This window comes from Anaerolentibacter hominis, assembly GCF_032380675.1.
Classification (GTDB): domain Bacteria; phylum Bacillota; class Clostridia; order Lachnospirales; family Lachnospiraceae; genus Anaerolentibacter; species Anaerolentibacter hominis.
This window is the reverse complement of the sequence record NZ_JAWDIX010000004.1, coordinates 89505-105888: the sequence shown is the minus strand read 5'-3', so window position 1 is coordinate 105888 and position 16384 is coordinate 89505. Positions and strand designations below refer to the sequence as shown.

Genomic DNA, 16384 nt, shown 5'->3' with positions numbered 1-16384 from the left:
TGGTGCAGGCTGAAAATTTCATTCAGCCTTTCTTTCTTCGTACAATTTTCTGTGCGCCGCGAACGGAAAATCCAAACGTCCCCAGGCCTTTGCCCAATCCATAATAAGTTCCGTGCGAGTAAACAACCGGCTCTGCCGCATCCAGATGAAATTTCCCCTTATCATCCAGATACGCTGCATCCACATCCACACACACGATCTCCGCCAGAAACATATCATGGCTTCCAAGAGGAATCACCTGCTTTACCCTGCATTCCAGGTTAACCGGACTCTCCTCAATAAGCGGAGCCTTCACTTTCTCAGCCGGCCGGGCGGTTAATCCCATCTTACTGAATTTATCCACGTCTCTGCCCGATGCAACGCCACAATAATCCGCGGCCCGCAGCAGCTTCTTCGTCGTCAGATTTATCACAAATTCCTGTGTCTCCTGAATCATATGATAGGAAAATCTGGACGGCCTCACCGATACAGATACCATCGGCGGATCAGAGCAAACAGTTCCCGTCCACGCCACTGTAATGATATTGGGCCTGCCCTCCAAATCAGCGCAGCTTACCATAACAGCAGGCAGCGGATACAGCATATTGCCCGGTTTCCAGACCTTCTTCTCCATCTTATTTCCTTCCTTTATTCTATCCGAAAGCCGCCTGCCAAAGTTCCCATCCAGAACCGGCAGCTTTCCCTGTATCTTCTTATGTAGACAAACCGGCTGATTTCTGTGCACATAAACCTTGATACTTTAATATATCCCTGGGACCGGCCGGGCGTTCGTCGTACATTTCTTAATTTTATCGGGCCATCCATCTCCCCATGTCTATTCTCCGCATCTGGATATCCTGCAGCAATACAGGAAAATCAAAAGGATCAGGCAGCCATTATTAAGCATATAGTACCATCGGACATTCGGAAAAACAAGGACAAACACAAAAAACCACTTTTTACAAGTAGCAGAGGCAGCTATATTTTTCTTCCTTTTCCGATTTTCCCGTGTTATAATTTTATAACATAATCAAGACAAACCCGATATTCATAAATTAATAGTACGGGATTTTTAATTAGAATGAGTTACGGTACAAGGGCTGTTTATTGCCGTCAGGGTCAGGAGGGGTATTCTGTCAGATGGCGGCAGGTTTGTTATATGGCAAACTGAAAACAGGGGGTTATATGAAGAAGAAAAAAACAAAGATGGAGTTTGTCCGTTATCTGCTTCTGGCAGTGACTATTATTGTGATTATGGCCGCTGTCGTTTATTTCGTGTCCATTGTTGCTCCGGATCTGATTCCGCTGCTTGAGCACGGTAATGAACAGGAAATTGAAAATTATCTGAGAAATGCCGGAAATCTTGGCTATATATTTCTGGCGCTGCTGCAATTTCTGCAAATTGTAACCGTTGTCTTTCCGGGTTCTCCGATACATATAGTCGCCGGGCTGTTATACGGTGTCATAATCGGCACACTGCTGTGTCTGATCAGCCATATAGCTGCTAATTTGTTTGTCTTTTTACTTTCCCGCAAACTGGGCAGCCTTATCGACGGAATGTTTCCGGCCAAGAGCAACGGCCGGTTCGAAACCATGCTCTTACATACAAAAGATCCGGCATATACCGTATTTCTGGCCTGTCTGATTCCAATGGTTCCCAATGGCATGATCCCTCATATCGCCGCAAAGACAGAAATCACTTTAAAGGAGTTCACTCTGGCAGTTGCCTGCGGCAGTTTCCCTAGTATTTTTATTTTTGTATTCTGCGGAAGGCTTTTACTGCAGGGACATTTTATCCTTGCCGGAGTTCTGGCTGTTCTGGAATTAATCGGGGTTCTTCTGCTGTTTCATTTCAGAAACAGGATCATGGAACATCTGCCCAATCGCAAACAGCATGGGGCTGCCTGAGCAGATGGTAAACGAGCGAAAAGAAGCCCTCCGTGTGTTTGACGGAGGGCTTTTAGTTTTTTATTCAGTTTATTTAATTGTACTATATTTAATAAGCCGGAGGATTATTTTTAAGGCCATTCTATGAATGTTGTTTCCTTACTGATTTTATTATTCCTCTTTTCCATATCTTACTGTTTTATGAGAGTCTTTTAATCCTTCAATCTTCACATCATCTTCTGCTCTTCAGTCCTGATTCACATCACTTCCAAAGTGTTCTTATGAGTTTCTAATCTCTGATCTTCTGTCCAAACTCCTTAATTGAATTTGTCCTTATCCACTTAATGTTCTGTCATTGACCTTACTAACGGCTCTGCCATCAATCGTTTATCAACGACTCTCACACTAACTTCATTAACATAGGGAAACGTCTATGTTAAATCTACTCTCTTACCGGAATAATGAAACCTCTTTTTTTAATTAGATGAATCAATGAGTCCTTCTTAAAATCCATCTTGTCACTCCGACTTTTGTATATTGTTATATACGAGATGTTTTACTTTGCGAAGGCCATTCTTTCTGACTTCATTGATTCACCTTTTAAATGTTCATCTATCGTTGCCAAGGGAATCACCTTACCTTTCTTTTACTTCAACTCTGTTGTTATTAAGTGTTTGTTCTTTGTTATCTTGATTATAGTATAGTGCTTTTTATTTGTCAACACATTTTTCTAAAATAATTCATTTTATCTATTTACATCAGTTTTCAGAATATTCTTTCAATTAATCCTTCTGATTAGAACCAGTTATCAGACAACTTTTTTCTCCTAAACTCTCTGAAACGACTGGCGCCGCACACGGAGAGAGCCATCTTATATAAAGAAAAAACTCTGCACATCAATGCGCAGAGTTTTTTCAAGTACGCCTCGGCGTACTTGCTGCGAGCCGCCGGAGGCTTTATCTCGGAAGGAGACTGAGCTCCCACCAAGACGTATTTGTTATTTACTCACCACCTATTGAGGTGGGAGTCTTATCTACTTCCATGATAAATCTATTTAATTTAAATTCCGTGCATTCTGCTTCGAATCCCTTTCATAGGCGATACCTTTACAGTTAACTCGGCTCAGGCACCCTTACGGCACACAGAAGGTTCCGCTTAGTGCTGCTCCATTCCTGACCTGACACGGTTCACGAATTCCTGTTGCGCAAGACCCAAACGTCAACATCACTTATAAAGGCCGGCCCCACAAAAAAAGACCCTCGGCAGAATATCACCCCTGCTGTAGCGGATTGCAGGTACAGGGCACCGCTATCTCCCCGGCTGCACGGAAACTTTATGACAAAATAACACGTGGTTTACAGTATAACCGCTTTATTATAGTATGTCAAGAATATTAATTTTAAAATAATCTAAGGAATAGTGAAGAAGGAAGAGTGAATAATGAAAAATGAAGAACGGGAGAAAGAGTGTTTCTTCAAGAGTTAGCTATTATAATCTTACTACGTTTTTCCTTCTTCATTCTTCCTTATTTGCTGCTCTTTCCCTTCCTCAGCTTCCTGAAGAATTCCTTCAATAGCCCGCTGCACTCTTCTTCCAGCACTCCTCTGGTCACTTCCGACTGATGGTTGAATTGTTCCATTTCGAGCAGGTTTAATATAGACCCGCAGCAGCCGGCCTTAGGATTCATACATCCGATAACAACCCTTGGTATTCTGGCCTGAATGATTGCCCCCGCGCACATCTGACATGGTTCCAGCGTCACATACATGGTGCACTCTTCCAGCCTCCAGTCCCCCAGCTTTTTACTTGCTTTTCCGATTGCCAGGATCTCCGCGTGAGCCAGCGTGCTCTTCTTCGTATTCCGCTGATTATAGCCCCTTGCTATTATTTTATCTTCATGAACGATCACGCAGCCGATTGGAACCTCCAGCAGATCACCCGCCTTCCTGGCCTGTTTCAGCGCTTCTTTCATATAGTAGATATCGTCTTTCATGTTACTTTCATACCTCGGTTCTGTCGGCTGTCAGCAAGTTAGTAAAGGCTGCAAAGTCTTCCAGCGTAAAGGTTTCTCCCCGCACGGTAGGACTTTTACCCATCTTACGGACCGCCTGTTCGATTTTCTCCTTGGGAATGGAGATCACAGGGGAATTGTTCAGGCTGTTGACCAGGGTTTTCCGTCTCTGGTTAAATACCGCCCGGATAATCTGAAACATTAATTTCTCATCCTTTACCTCGACCACTGGCTTTTCATGCAGGGTCAGCCGGATCACTGCCGAACCCACATTTGGTCTGGGCATAAAACAGTTCGGCGGTACATTGGCCGCCAGATATGGGCTGGCGTAATACTGGACACCCAGGGACAGTGCCCCATAATCCTTGGTCCCCGGGCCGGTCTGCATTCGCTCCGCCACTTCTTTCTGCACCATGACTGTGATGTTCTCCACCGGCACATGACTTTCCAGAAGACCCATTATGATAGGCGTTGTAATATAATAAGGCAGGTTAGCGACGACCTTAATCGGCTTCCCGCCGTTTTTCCGGTCGATCAGTTCCTGAATATCCATTTTCAGGATATCCTGGTTCAAAATTTCCACATTGTCATAGCCGGATAAGGTGTCTTTCAGAATAGGGATCAGATTCTGATCAATCTCCACCGCCACGACTTCTCTTGCACTCTCGCACAGATACTGGGTCATGGTGCCGATTCCCGGTCCGATCTCCAGCACCATATCGTCTTTTGTAAGTCCTGCTGCCGCGATAATCTTATCCAGCACCCTGGTGTCGATCAGAAAATTCTGACCAAACTTTTTTTGAAAGTTAAATTTATACTTCTGAAGAATCTCAATTGTATTCTGGGGATTTCCAAGTGTCGCCATCCGCGTTCCTCAAACCTTTCTGATTGTATTGACTGTCTCTTCTTCCATATGGTATAGCTTAAAGGCATTCTTTCGGGTGGTATCTATTACCTGTTCCGCCGTTATCCCTTTCAGCTCCGCTATTTTCCCGACGACAAGAGACAGGTTGCCGGAACAGTTTCTTTTTCCCCGGTTGGGTACAGGAGCCAGATAAGGGCTGTCCGTCTCCAGAACGATTCGTTCCAGCGGCACGCTCACAACTACCTCTTTCAGTTTTTTCGCGTTCTGAAAGGTGACCACTCCGCCCACACCGATATAAAATCCCATGTCTACATATCTTTGTGCCATCTCTGCCGAGTAAGAAAAGCAGTGAATGACGCCGCCGATCTCCTCTGCTTTTTCCTGTTTCAGAATATTGTAAGTATCCTGGGCCGCATCCCTGCTGTGAATAATGACTGGCATTTTCAGCTCCCTGGCCAGATTCAGCTGCCTGATAAACCATTTCTTCTGTGTATCGTGATCCGGTTCATCCCAGTAATAATCCAGCCCGATCTCACCTACCGCTACTATTTTCTCTCTAAAAAGCAGCTCCCGCAGAAGGCCGAAATTCTCCTCATTCAGCTCCCCCGTCTCGCTGGGATGGACACCAACCGCTCCATATATAAAAGGATATTGCTCCGTTAATTCCACTGTATCCCGGCACCCCTGCAAATTAGCCCCTACGTTGACAATCGGCCCTATGCCGGAAGCATGAAGGCGGTTTAAGAGCTCCTCCCTGTCCGGATCAAACTGTTCGTCATCATAATGCGCATGTGTTTCAAATATCATGTCAGCCTCCGTTGTCTTTCCTATTCTGATGCGTTAACGCCTATGGTAAAAACAGACTTCACAGCCCAAAAGGCTGTGAAGTCTGATCATCTCTTTTTTCAGTTCTGTGTTTAACAGATCTCCGCTCCGGACGGCATGTCCTTCTCGGGAACAACCAGAGCCAGATTGCCATTTTCATCTTCTGCACATAAGAGCATCCCCTCGGAAAGAACCCCGGCCAGCTTGGCAGGTTTTAAGTTCACCAGAACCATAACCTTCTTGCCAACCATTTCCTCCGGTTTATAAAACGCCTTGATGCCGGATACGATCTGCTTAACCTGACTGCCGATTCTTACCTGGGAGCACAGAAGTTTCTTCGACTTCTTCACTTCCTCACAGGCAATAATCTCTCCTACCTGAAACTGCATGGCGGCAAAGTCATCATAGGCAATCTCCGCCTTCGGCTCCAGATCAATTACGTGTTCTTCCGGTTCTTCCGGTTTTGCCTGGTCTGCCTTCAGTTCTTCGACCTGGGCCAGCACCTCATTCAGATCCAAACGGGCAAACAGGATTTCCGGTTTGTCCGTCACTTTATTTCCCGACGGATACAGCCCGTATTGATCCATCTGATCCAGGCCGCGGCAGGCAGTATTCAGCTGGGTGAAAATCTTCTGCGCGGTTTCCGGCATAAAGGAAGCCAGCAGGCTGGTCCCGGCTGTAATGCTCTCCGTCAGATTATAGAGAACTTCCGCCAGGCGGTCTTTCTTAGCCTCATCCTTGGCGAGCGCCCATGGCATTGTCTCGTCGATATATTTATTACAGCGTTTAAACAGCGTGAATATCTCAGAGATAGCATCCGCCACCCGCAGAGAATTCATCTTGGCTTCTACCTTCTTCGGCGTCTCCAGAGTCAGAGCCTTTAACTCTTCATCCACAGGTTCCGCTTCACCGGTACGTGTTACCACGCCGTCAAAATACTTATTGGTCATTGAGATTGTCCGGTTTACCAGATTGCCCAGAGTATTGGCCAGGTCGGAATTCATCCGCTCTACCATCAGCTCCCAGGTAATCGTTCCGTCATTGTCAAAAGGCATTTCATGAAGCACGAAATAGCGGACGGCGTCCACTCCGAACATACGGACCAGATCATCCGCATAGATCACATTTCCCTTGGATTTGCTCATTTTGCCTTCTCCCTGAAGAAGCCAGGGATGTCCAAAAATCTGTTTTGGAAGGGGCAGATCCAGCGCCATCAGCATAATCGGCCAGTAGATCGTATGAAAGCGGAGAATATCCTTGCCGATTAACTGCAGGTCCGCAGGCCAGAACTTCTTAAAGTTCTCACCGTGATTGCCGTCAACATCATAGCCCAGACCTGTAATATAGTTATTCAGAGCGTCAATCCACACATAGACTACATGCTTATCATCAAAATCCACCGGGATTCCCCACTTGAACGAGGTACGGGACACACACAGATCCTGAAGGCCCGCTTTGATGAAGTTATTCATCATTTCGTTCTTGCGGGACTCCGGCTGGATGAATTCCGGATGTTCCTCAATATGTTTGATCAGCCGGTCCGTATAGTTGCTCAGTTTCAGAAAATAGGCTTCTTCCTTGGCCGGCTGGCATTCTCTTCCGCAGTCCGGACATTTGCCGTCTGCCAGCTGGGAAGCCGTAAAGAAGGATTCACAGGGCGTACAGTACATCCCCTCATAGTATCCCTTGTAAATATCACCTTTTTCATAGAGCTTTTTAAATATCTTCTGCACCTGTTTTTCATGATAAGGATCGGTGGTCCGGATGAATTTATCATAGGATGTATCCATCATATCCCAGATTGTCCGTATCGTCTCTGAGACCTGATCTACAAACTCCTGAGGCGTGACCCCTGCTTTCTCTGCTTTCTGCTCAATCTTCTGTCCATGCTCGTCCGTCCCGGTCTGAAAGAACACATCATACCCCTGTGCCCTTTTATATCTGGCAATACTGTCCGCCAGAACCGCCTCATACGTGTTTCCGATGTGTGGTTTGCCGGACGTATACGCAATTGCTGTAGTAATATAATACGGTTTCTTCTCCATTCCCGTAATCCCCTTTCAATTCAGAGCAAGTTCTTTCCTATATAAAGAACGAATATAATATAACCAATGTAGCGAATCCGCAGGACTTTGTCAAGGTTGCCCGCGGTTTTTGTGCTATACTTGGACTTGTCTATGTATAATAGTAGCAGAGAATAATCTTGGGAGGTTCACATGAAAAAAAATAGTTTGAGAGCTGCGGCTGCCCGGGGTAAAGCCCCCGTCACCGGAAGGAAAAAAGGAACTTGGAAAAATAAAATAGTATTCGGTATTCTCCTGGTCATTCTTCTTGTGGTTTCAGTGACAGCCTGCAATCTATTTTCTTTCCGTCCCTCCGGTTCGGAAGAGGTTCAGAAAGAATTCGATTCCTTTGTTAACGATATCTTTTTATCAAAGGTTCAGGGGGACAGTATTTCACTGAACTGTTACCTGTCGGACCCGGAAGCCTTTGGAATTACCGATTTTGCGCCTACTTTGGGCAGTTTTTCAGCGGATGAGCTGCGCGCTCAGCTGGCGTCCAGCGAAAATATCCAGGCTGCGTTAAAAAATTTTCCATATAAGAAGCTGACTGATGAGCAGCAGCTGATTTACGATTCTCTCAAGTTTTCCTATCAGACCGATCCCAAATCGGAAGATTTTATCTATTATTATGAAGCTCTGGGGCCTACGACCGGTCTCCAGGCACAGCTTCCGATTCTGCTGGCAGAATATCATTTTTCTTCCTCTGCAGATGTAGAAGAATATCTTGAGATTCTTCCTCTGATCTATCCGTATTTCGAAGAAATTGCCGCATTTGAAAAGGAAAAATCGGAAGCCGGGCTGTTTATGAGTGATTTTGCTGCAGATGATATCATTAAGCAGTGCAGCGGGTTTATATCCAGTCCCGATTCCAACTTTCTGCTGGAAACCTTTTCCGACCGTCTGGAAGGACTGGAACTCACCGACAAGGAAAAGAGCGGCTACATAAAACAAAATAAAAAAGCGGTGAAAGAATCTGTAATCCCCGCCTATGAACTCTTAATTGACACGCTGACAGAATTAAAAGGAACCGGGACCAACGAGGAAGGGTTATGCCACTATCCTCTCGGCAAGGAATATTATACCAGCCTGGTCCAGGGCAGCACCGGTTCTTCCAAGTCGGTGGAGGAGATGGAAAAACGGCTGGAAAAACTGCTCTCCGACAGTCTGGGGCAGATGAAAGAAATTGCTACCGCCGATCCGGATGTATATGACGAGATCCTGACCTCTGTTTTTCCGGATGCCAAGCCAGATGAACTTTTAAATGAGTTAAAGGAAGCTTGTGCGGTCAATTTCCCGGGAACCCCGCAGACTGCTATTAAGGTAAATTATGTCCATCCCTCTCTGGAAGAGTATCTGAGCCCGGCTTTTTACCTTATGACCCCAATTGACGAGGCCTCCGAGCACGCCATCTATATCAACGGCGGCAGCGATTATGACGCGGCCTCTCTGTTCACCACTCTGGCGCACGAAGGATATCCGGGGCATCTGTACCAGGATCTCTACTTTTCTTCCCAGGATGTGAGTCCGCTGAGAAAGGTCATGAGTTTTGGCGGTTACAGCGAAGGCTGGGGAACCTATGCGGAAATGTCTTCTTATAATATGGCCGGTTTAAAGGAAAATGTGGCGGGCATGCTTTCTAATAATATGGAAGCAACCCTGGCGGTACACGGGATTACCGACATCGGCATCCATTACTATGGCTGGAGTTTAAAAGAGGCAGAACAATTCCTGGCCAAATTTGGTATTAAAGATAAGGACAGTATAGAGCGGATCTATAAGCGTATTGTGGAAGATCCCGGCAACTATCTGAAATACATTGTCGGTTACTGTGAGATACTGGATCTGAAAGAACAGGCGAAGAAAAGCTGGTCCGATTACAGTGATATGAAGTTCCACACTTTCTTTTTGGATATGGGGCCTTCTCCCTTTGACGCGATAAAAAAGAGGATCTGATGAAACTTTATTCGAATCTGGTTGACATATACAGAGAGAGAATTTATACTTAAATTGGTATAGGTATTGTTTATAAATGAGACAGTCCGGCAGGCCGGATTGCTTATACTAAATTAGGCTAATCCATTATATGGTTTAGATATGGTTTGATGAATTGAGATATAATCAGGAAAACCCCGCAGATTCTGTCTGCGGGGTTTTCCTTCGTGAACGATTTTTAATCCATCGTGATAAACACGTTGCTTTCATAGTATTTCTCAGGCACCAGGGTATGATAGATATCCTCAAATTCCCGGAACAGCATTTCATCATCGGGTTTCCCTGCAACAGGCAGGTAGAAAACACGGTAGTCAACTGTGAATACACAGGCTTTAATGCCGGTGCGCACCGCACCGTTTCTCTCATAAAACTGTACTCTGCGGGTCCTTATATTTTTTTCCTCCTCGTTCTCTGCCCGGTCAATATCCTCCGTCTCAATCAGAATACCCTGGGTATCCTGATAGGCATCCCGAAGTTTCTGCAAAAAGGTGCTGCCCAGCCCACGGTCCCGGTACTCTCTGCAGACGGCATAATAATCCAGCAGGGTACAGGAACTTGTCCTGCTTCGTACAAGCAGTGCATATGCCAGCAGCCTGCCTTCTTCAAAAAGTCCATAGCCCTCATATAAATTCAGTTCCATAAGCATCAGAATTGTTTTCAGCGGCTTTAATTCAGCCTGTGGAAATGCTTCCTGCATATGCGTATGATAAATGTCCGATACAAATGTACGGTCTAATTTCTTTATATCCATTTCTGATTCTACCTCTCTTATTTTTCTATTCTAATATATCTTTGAACTTCCAGGCTTATAGTAATCCCTGGAAGGATTGCTTTCTCTCTCAAATTCCAGTACATCCTGTAGCCTTATAACTCTGTAGGAAGGGATATAAGCTTCCTTGTATATTTTTGAATGTTCCACCGGCGGAAATCCCTTTTCCTCATAGCTGGTAATGAAGCGTATAAACTCTTTTGTGCTCCAGGGGAGTCTCCCTGACCGGCAGCACTGGTAGAGGCTGTCCAGTTTTTTGGAAAACTGATGCTTGTCTCCTTTCACTTCCTTTGCCGCTTCAAGGAACGCACGATTGATGGTCACCGGTGAAATGCCTGCATCCACAGCGGGCCGCAGATTCAGGCGGCAGAGGCCATTTCCGATTCCCTCGACCATATTTTCATCAATACCCCGGCTGTACGGGTTCTCCATCTCCTTTTGAAGCAGTCTCAGACTTTCTGCCTCATCCATAATCAGATGACCGCTTCCAAATTCATTCTGATAAATCAATTTTACCGCATCCTGCATCTGCATGAGCGGATAATGCTTATAATTGGTTAATAATATTGTTATCATACGTACTCCCGAACAATCCAAACCATATTAATCTTCTATATTTAATGCAACCTGTTTTACTGCCAGCCGTATCAGTTCTCCCAAAGGAACATCCTGAACACCAGCCACCACATTGTTGCAATGGCAGTGGTTTACAGGTATTAAAACCTTGACCGCCCTGCAAAATCCCACCGCTTGTGCCATGGCAGGTGTAATTTCGCCCAAAAGCGAATTGGCGATCACCATTCCCAGCGGCCCTACAATAATATCGGCATCTTTACTGTTGACAATAATAGGATTTTCTCCGGTAGCCCCGTAATGAGCTCCGGCTTTCAGCATGGCAGAGGTAGCCAGGCTGTTTGTGCCGATCCCGTATATTTCAATACCGGTCACATTTTTCTTCAGCTCCTCTACAATCGCCTTACCCATTTTTCCGCCCTGCCCGTCAATTACGATTACTTTTTTCATTATTTCCCGATCCCTCCTGTATACGTTCTTATAGTTTAATAAAATATATAATAAATTGCAACCTGCCATCAAGTTAATACAGGTAAATAAATGATTTTTCGTCTTTTTAACCATCACATTTTCATCATAACCCTTTTTTATACTTAACTCGACGTTCTAACATTATAAATTCTACACAGGGAGTGTTTTCCGGAAGAATATTGCTTTCAGCAACCGGGAAATGTACAAACAACAGGAGGAATAAGATTATGAAACGAACCATATTAGCCGTAACCTTACTGCTGACAATGATGCTTTTGCTTACGGCCTGTTCTGACAAAGACAGTACTGCCGGCAGCGGCAATTCTGATCCGTCGCCGGATTCCGCTGCCGCAGCTGACAAGGAGGACGATAAGGATGATGAGGATGTTTCCGCCGCCTCCGATGACGAATCTGCCATAAATGAAATAATCTCTGTCGCCGGCTGGACAATCGGCATTGAGAATGTAGAAATTGACAAATCTCTGGAAAATGCCAGCACGATACTTGGATACACCAATGTTGCGACATCCAAGTTTACCGCGGAGGCGGAGGATGGGTATGAGTACTGTCTGGTCAAGATGAGTTTTGAAAAAGAGGACAGCACGGAAGATATTTCCTGGGACAAGTTTGTTCTTACAGACAGCGAGGGCAATACGTATTCCCGCTGTGACGACAGTTTTCTGTCAGATCTTGGAATGAAACGGATTCCGGGCACCAGTCTGAACTTTGGTTCCCATGAAGGATGGCTTGCCTTTGAAATTAAAGAAGGGGCTTCCGGACTTACTATTTCCTATCCCTTTGAAAACGACACCTTTGAATATGCCATCGACTAAAGGAGGCCAAAATGAAAAAAAGTATTTGGATTCTGTTAACGGTGCTGCTTCTCTTCACCCTGGCCGGCTGCAGCAAAAAGGAAGTATCGGACCAGGAGGACCAGAATACTCCGATTGACACGGATGATAAACAGGAAGAGCCAGACCGCCTGACGCCCGATTTCAGTGATTATCTGGAAGAACAGCGTTCCGTTGATGAAAATCTTCTGAAAGAAGCGGATAAGGGCTATACCCTGGATAATCCTCTCGTTGTGGTGAACCCTTACGGGACTTCCCCTCTGACCGCAATCGCCATATTTAACACAGATACCGAGCAGTCGGTTACCGTGACGGTAAAAGGTAAAAAAGAAAAAGATAATATTGAACACACCTTTGATGCGGCGTCTACCCATATTCTTCCCATTTACGGTCTGTACGCCGGCGGTTCCACCGAAGTGGAATTTGTTCTGGAGGATGGGACTTCCAAGACAGTATCTGTTGAAACAGATGCCCTGAATACCAATCTGGTGAAGGCGGAGATTAAGAAAATTGATAAAGATCAATATGACTATTCCAAGCTGACCTTTGCCTGTGCTATGATGGATGCAAGCGGCTATACCGGTGTGGCATACGACAGCGAAGGAGATATCCGCTGGGCTCTTTCCAATACGATTGCCATGCCGTTAAAGAGGCTGGCAAACGGTCACCTCATGATCTCTTCTTCCCGGGTCCTGAAAACGCAATACTACACCACAGGCCTCTATGAAATAGACCTGAGCGGTAAAGTATATAATGATTACCTTGTGCCCGGCGGACAGCATCACGATTTCTGGGAACTGCCAAACGGCAACCTGTTAGTCTGCAGCGATGCCCGTGATTTCAGTACCGTGGAAGCCCATGTGGTGGAAATTGACCGGGCCACCGGGGAAGTTGTGGACGAAATTGATTTATCTAAACTTCTGAATCCAAAGGACGGCGGTTCAATTAACCGGACCGACGAGGACTGGTTCCACAATAATGCGGTCTGCTACGATGAAAAAACGGACACTATCCTTCTTTCCGGCCGCCATGTAGACGCGGTTGTGGGAATTAACCGTTCCAGTAAAGAGGTTTCCTGGATTCTGGGAGATCCGGATGGCTGGGAAGATGCAGATCCGTCCCTGTTCTTTACTCCTGAGGGAAAAGATTTTGAATGGCAGTATGCCCAGCACGAAGCTACCATGCTTCCAAATGGAGATATCCTGCTCTTTGATAACGGAGCCGGAAGAACCAAAGTCGGAAAAGAAGATCAGAAAGTAACCGGCAGTGATGTCTATTCCCGTGCCGTTATTTACCGGATTGATACGGATAAGATGACCATCCGCCAGGTCTGGGAATATGGCAAGGACCGGGGTGAGGAATGGTACTCTTCCTTCATCAGCGGCGCCCAGTACCTGGGAGAGGATAATATTTGGGTGACCTCCGGCGGTATTTCCTACAATCCTGAGACGAAGTCTTATGACAGTCAGGCGGGACAGGGATTCGGGACGAATGAATTCTCCACCTACATCAATCAGGTGAAAGATGGTAAAGTAGTATTTGAAATGAAGATAAATAACTGGTGTTACCGCAGTTATCACATGGATATGTATTCCGATGAGGGAATCCTGGATCTTACACAGGAAGGCAAATATCTGGGCGATCTGGGTGAGACCCCCGCGATAGATGCCGGCTCCTTCGATGCCTCGAAGGCTGTTCCCGCAGATTTTGAATTTACAGTAACCCAGTCTCCTGACCGGCTTGCAGTGAGCGGTTCCTGGTCCGGCACCGGCGACGACGCCCGGATGGTTCTCCTGTCGGAGGACGGCACGGCGAAGGCTTATGCCATTCCCGCACCTGCCTTTGCAGGTGAAGAGGGTGCACCTGTTGCTTTTACCGCCTGGACATCACCGGTCTCCCTTGACGGCAGCTGGAATCTTTATCTGGTCAACAACGGAACCATCTATGATACCAACTATCAGGTTACCTTTGAAACCACAGATGCTAACTAATACTTCGCCTGTACTTTCTTCTCAGCTAAGCGATACCTTAGTGCAGCCGGAAGAAACAGGCTGAAAGGCAGAATCATGCATAATAGTAAAAACATATTAAACAAACCCATGAAACGATTACTCCTTTTATGTTTTCTGCTGCTGTTCATGCTGGCAGCGGCAGGATGCAGCAAGGCCGACGCCGGCCAGAAGGATAAAAAGAATAACTCCAAGATGGTTCCGGAGGACACGCCGGACATGGATCTGGACAGCGGTACTGTTGATCCGGCTGTCTCCGTGGTAAAGGAGACGACCGTTCCCGTTGAGGAATCCATCGCTGTTGTTCATCAGAAAACCGATGATCAGCTTCAGGCTATGGCAGAAAGCGGAGACTATACGTTTGAGGAGCCGATTGTTATCCAGGACCCCTACCAGAATTCTCCTCTTTCAGCAGTCGTTATTTTTAAAACGGACAAGGAATGCCGCGTCCGCTTTACGGTGCCCGGAGACACTCCGGAAGATGATGTATCCGGTGAAACCGTATCAGGAACTGTTCACCGTGTGCCGGTGATCGGCCTGTATCCAGGCAGAGAAAATAAGGTGCTGCTGGAACTGCTGGACAAAGACGGCAAAACATCGGATAAAAAGGAAGTCCTTATTCAGACCGATCCGCTTCCCAAGGCTTTTGATAACATTGTAAGGGTGGAAAAAAAGACGGCTGTTTCCGCTTATCCGCTGACCGAAGTATCCGGCCAGAACACCCCTTATCCATTTGCCTATGACAGTTCCGGCAATGTGCGCTGGTATCTTTCCACAAAGACCGGAAGCTATGGAATGTTCCCTCTTTCCAATGGAATGTTTATCTTCCAGGTGAAAGATGTTATGATTGAAACCTATGAAAAACCCCACAGCCAGGAATTATTCGAGATGGATCACCTGGGCCGGGTACACCGGGTTTATTATGTAGAAAAAGGTATGCACCACGATATTGCCGAGATGACGCCGGGCGGGAATTTCCTGATTTGTTCCAGCTCTATAGACGGGCATGTAGAGGACACCATCCAGGAGATTGACCGGGAAACCGGCGCTGTAGTCAAAACTCTGGATATGAGGGAAATCTTCGGAGATACCTATCGGGATATGATCGACTGGGCTCATTTAAATACGGTGTCGTATAATCCTGAGACAGACACCGTACTTCTATCCCCCAGAAACGTTCACTCCGGTATAAAGGTTAACTGGACGACCAACGAGCTGGAGTGGATTCTGTGCAATCCGAAGTTCTGGGAGGGAACGGAGTTTGAATCCAAGGTTCTCAAACCGGAAGGAGATATCATCTGGCATTACCAGCCTCACAGTATTTATGAGGTACCACAAGATCTGGACGGCGACCCGGATACGATCCATATAATTATGTTTGACAACCACTGGCATAAAACCAGAAAGGTTAAATTTATGGATGATCTGGAGGACTCCTATGTCTCCATCTATACAATAAACGAAAAAGAAGGAACTGTGCGCCAGGAGCATACCTATGCCGGAGTGAAATCCAAAATCACGTCCAATTCTATCCTGGAATATGAAGACGGACGTGTCTTCTTCATGGGAGGCTATCTGGACCCGCTGATTGACAAGCGGAAAGCTATGATTTATGAATTTGATTATGAATCGGAGGAAGCTATGAATCAGTATTCCTTCCGGTATTATTTTTACCGCGCTTATGAGCTGACGCCCAATTATGAGATTCTTTCCTCTCCGATGGATATCGGCGAGAATTATACCAGAGGAACCCTTCTGGCTCCTGTCAAGACCAAGAAAAAGCTGAAAGTGCCAAAGGAGACTCTGACGGAAGAAGTAACATTTACTATTACCGATAATGTATTATTCCTGAACAGGACGGACCACTCCGTATCTGCCCTGGAATTTATCGGGGAGAACGGATCTTACCGCTATGATCTTTCCTTTACCGGGGAGGGAGAGGATACCTATGTAGATCTCTACTACAATACGGCCATCCCTCTGGATTTGCTGGAAGATGACACTTACAAGCTTGTCGTTAATTACAAGGACACGCGGTATAATACCAATCAGACTATAACTATTGCTCATTAAAAGAATTTTACGGGCC

At 46.0% G+C, this 16384-nt stretch carries 13 protein-coding genes and 1 other RNA gene; 5 read left to right on the top strand and 9 right to left on the bottom strand.

All coding sequences use genetic code 11. The annotated features are described in order from the left end of the window. Positions 1-22 precede the first annotated feature (22 nt). Positions 23-613 (bottom strand): flavin reductase family protein, encoded by a 591-nt coding sequence (locus tag ABCW47_RS12860; RefSeq protein WP_343210341.1) that lies wholly within the window; start codon positions 611-613, stop codon positions 23-25. 551 nt (positions 614-1164) lie between these two features. On the opposite strand from ABCW47_RS12860, the gene ABCW47_RS12855 reads away from it, so the two are divergent. Further along, positions 1165-1887, top strand: a complete 723-nt coding sequence (locus tag ABCW47_RS12855; protein WP_343210340.1) for a TVP38/TMEM64 family protein — start codon at positions 1165-1167, stop codon at positions 1885-1887. A 1045-nt stretch (positions 1888-2932) separates the two neighbouring features. Here the strand turns inward: ABCW47_RS12855 and ffs are convergent. From ffs to metG, 5 genes are all read right to left on the bottom strand, one after another. After that, an RNA gene (gene ffs, locus ABCW47_RS12850) (signal recognition particle sRNA large type) lies at positions 2933-3194 on the bottom strand. Between the two features lie 197 nt (positions 3195-3391). Beyond that, positions 3392-3859, bottom strand: coding sequence for a tRNA adenosine(34) deaminase TadA (gene tadA / locus ABCW47_RS12845; RefSeq protein ID WP_343210339.1), 468 nt, complete (start codon positions 3857-3859; stop codon positions 3392-3394). Between the two features lie 7 nt (positions 3860-3866). Beyond that, positions 3867-4742 carry a 16S rRNA (adenine(1518)-N(6)/adenine(1519)-N(6))-dimethyltransferase RsmA gene (gene rsmA, locus ABCW47_RS12840; protein WP_343210338.1) on the bottom strand — a complete coding sequence of 292 codons (876 nt, stop codon included), beginning with the start codon at positions 4740-4742 and terminating at the stop codon, positions 3867-3869. Between the two features lie 9 nt (positions 4743-4751). Next, entirely contained in the window at positions 4752-5549 is a 798-nt protein-coding gene (locus tag ABCW47_RS12835) for a TatD family hydrolase (RefSeq protein WP_343210337.1), read from the bottom strand. A gap of 110 nt (positions 5550-5659) precedes the next feature. Next, positions 5660-7612, bottom strand: a complete 1953-nt coding sequence (metG, locus tag ABCW47_RS12830) for a methionine--tRNA ligase (protein ID WP_343210336.1) — start codon at positions 7610-7612, stop codon at positions 5660-5662. A 171-nt stretch (positions 7613-7783) separates the two neighbouring features. Between metG and ABCW47_RS12825 the strand changes: the two genes are divergently transcribed. Then, the gene (locus ABCW47_RS12825) at positions 7784-9583 is read left to right on the top strand and encodes a DUF885 domain-containing protein (protein ID WP_343210335.1); all 1800 of its coding nucleotides are present in this window, start codon (positions 7784-7786) and stop codon (positions 9581-9583) included. 217 nt (positions 9584-9800) lie between these two features. Here the strand turns inward: ABCW47_RS12825 and ABCW47_RS12820 are convergent, their stop codons facing one another. From ABCW47_RS12820 to ABCW47_RS12810, 3 genes are read right to left on the bottom strand one after another with little or no spacing between them, the layout of a single operon-like run. Beyond that, positions 9801-10373 carry a GNAT family N-acetyltransferase gene (locus ABCW47_RS12820; RefSeq protein ID WP_343210334.1) on the bottom strand — a complete coding sequence of 191 codons (573 nt, stop codon included), beginning with the start codon at positions 10371-10373 and terminating at the stop codon, positions 9801-9803. A 30-nt stretch (positions 10374-10403) separates the two neighbouring features. Continuing rightward, on the bottom strand, positions 10404-10967 hold the full coding sequence (locus ABCW47_RS12815) for a hypothetical protein (protein WP_343210333.1): 564 nt from the start codon (positions 10965-10967) through the stop codon (positions 10404-10406). Between the two features lie 27 nt (positions 10968-10994). Beyond that, positions 10995-11414: a DUF3842 family protein gene (locus ABCW47_RS12810; protein WP_343210332.1), complete on the bottom strand. Its 420-nt coding sequence runs from the start codon at positions 11412-11414 to the stop codon at positions 10995-10997. A 248-nt stretch (positions 11415-11662) separates the two neighbouring features. Between ABCW47_RS12810 and ABCW47_RS12805 the strand changes: the two genes are divergently transcribed. The 3 genes from ABCW47_RS12805 (at position 11663) to ABCW47_RS12795 (ending at position 16368) form a co-directional block, all read left to right on the top strand. After that, positions 11663-12268, top strand: a complete 606-nt coding sequence (locus ABCW47_RS12805) for a DUF4352 domain-containing protein (protein ID WP_343210331.1) — start codon at positions 11663-11665, stop codon at positions 12266-12268. Between the two features lie 11 nt (positions 12269-12279). Next, positions 12280-14277, top strand: a complete 1998-nt coding sequence (locus tag ABCW47_RS12800) for an aryl-sulfate sulfotransferase (protein ID WP_343210330.1) — start codon at positions 12280-12282, stop codon at positions 14275-14277. Between the two features lie 75 nt (positions 14278-14352). After that, a complete protein-coding gene (locus ABCW47_RS12795; RefSeq protein WP_343210329.1) occupies positions 14353-16368 on the top strand; it encodes an aryl-sulfate sulfotransferase in 2016 nt (671 codons plus the stop codon). Positions 16369-16384: the final 16 nt, after the last annotated feature.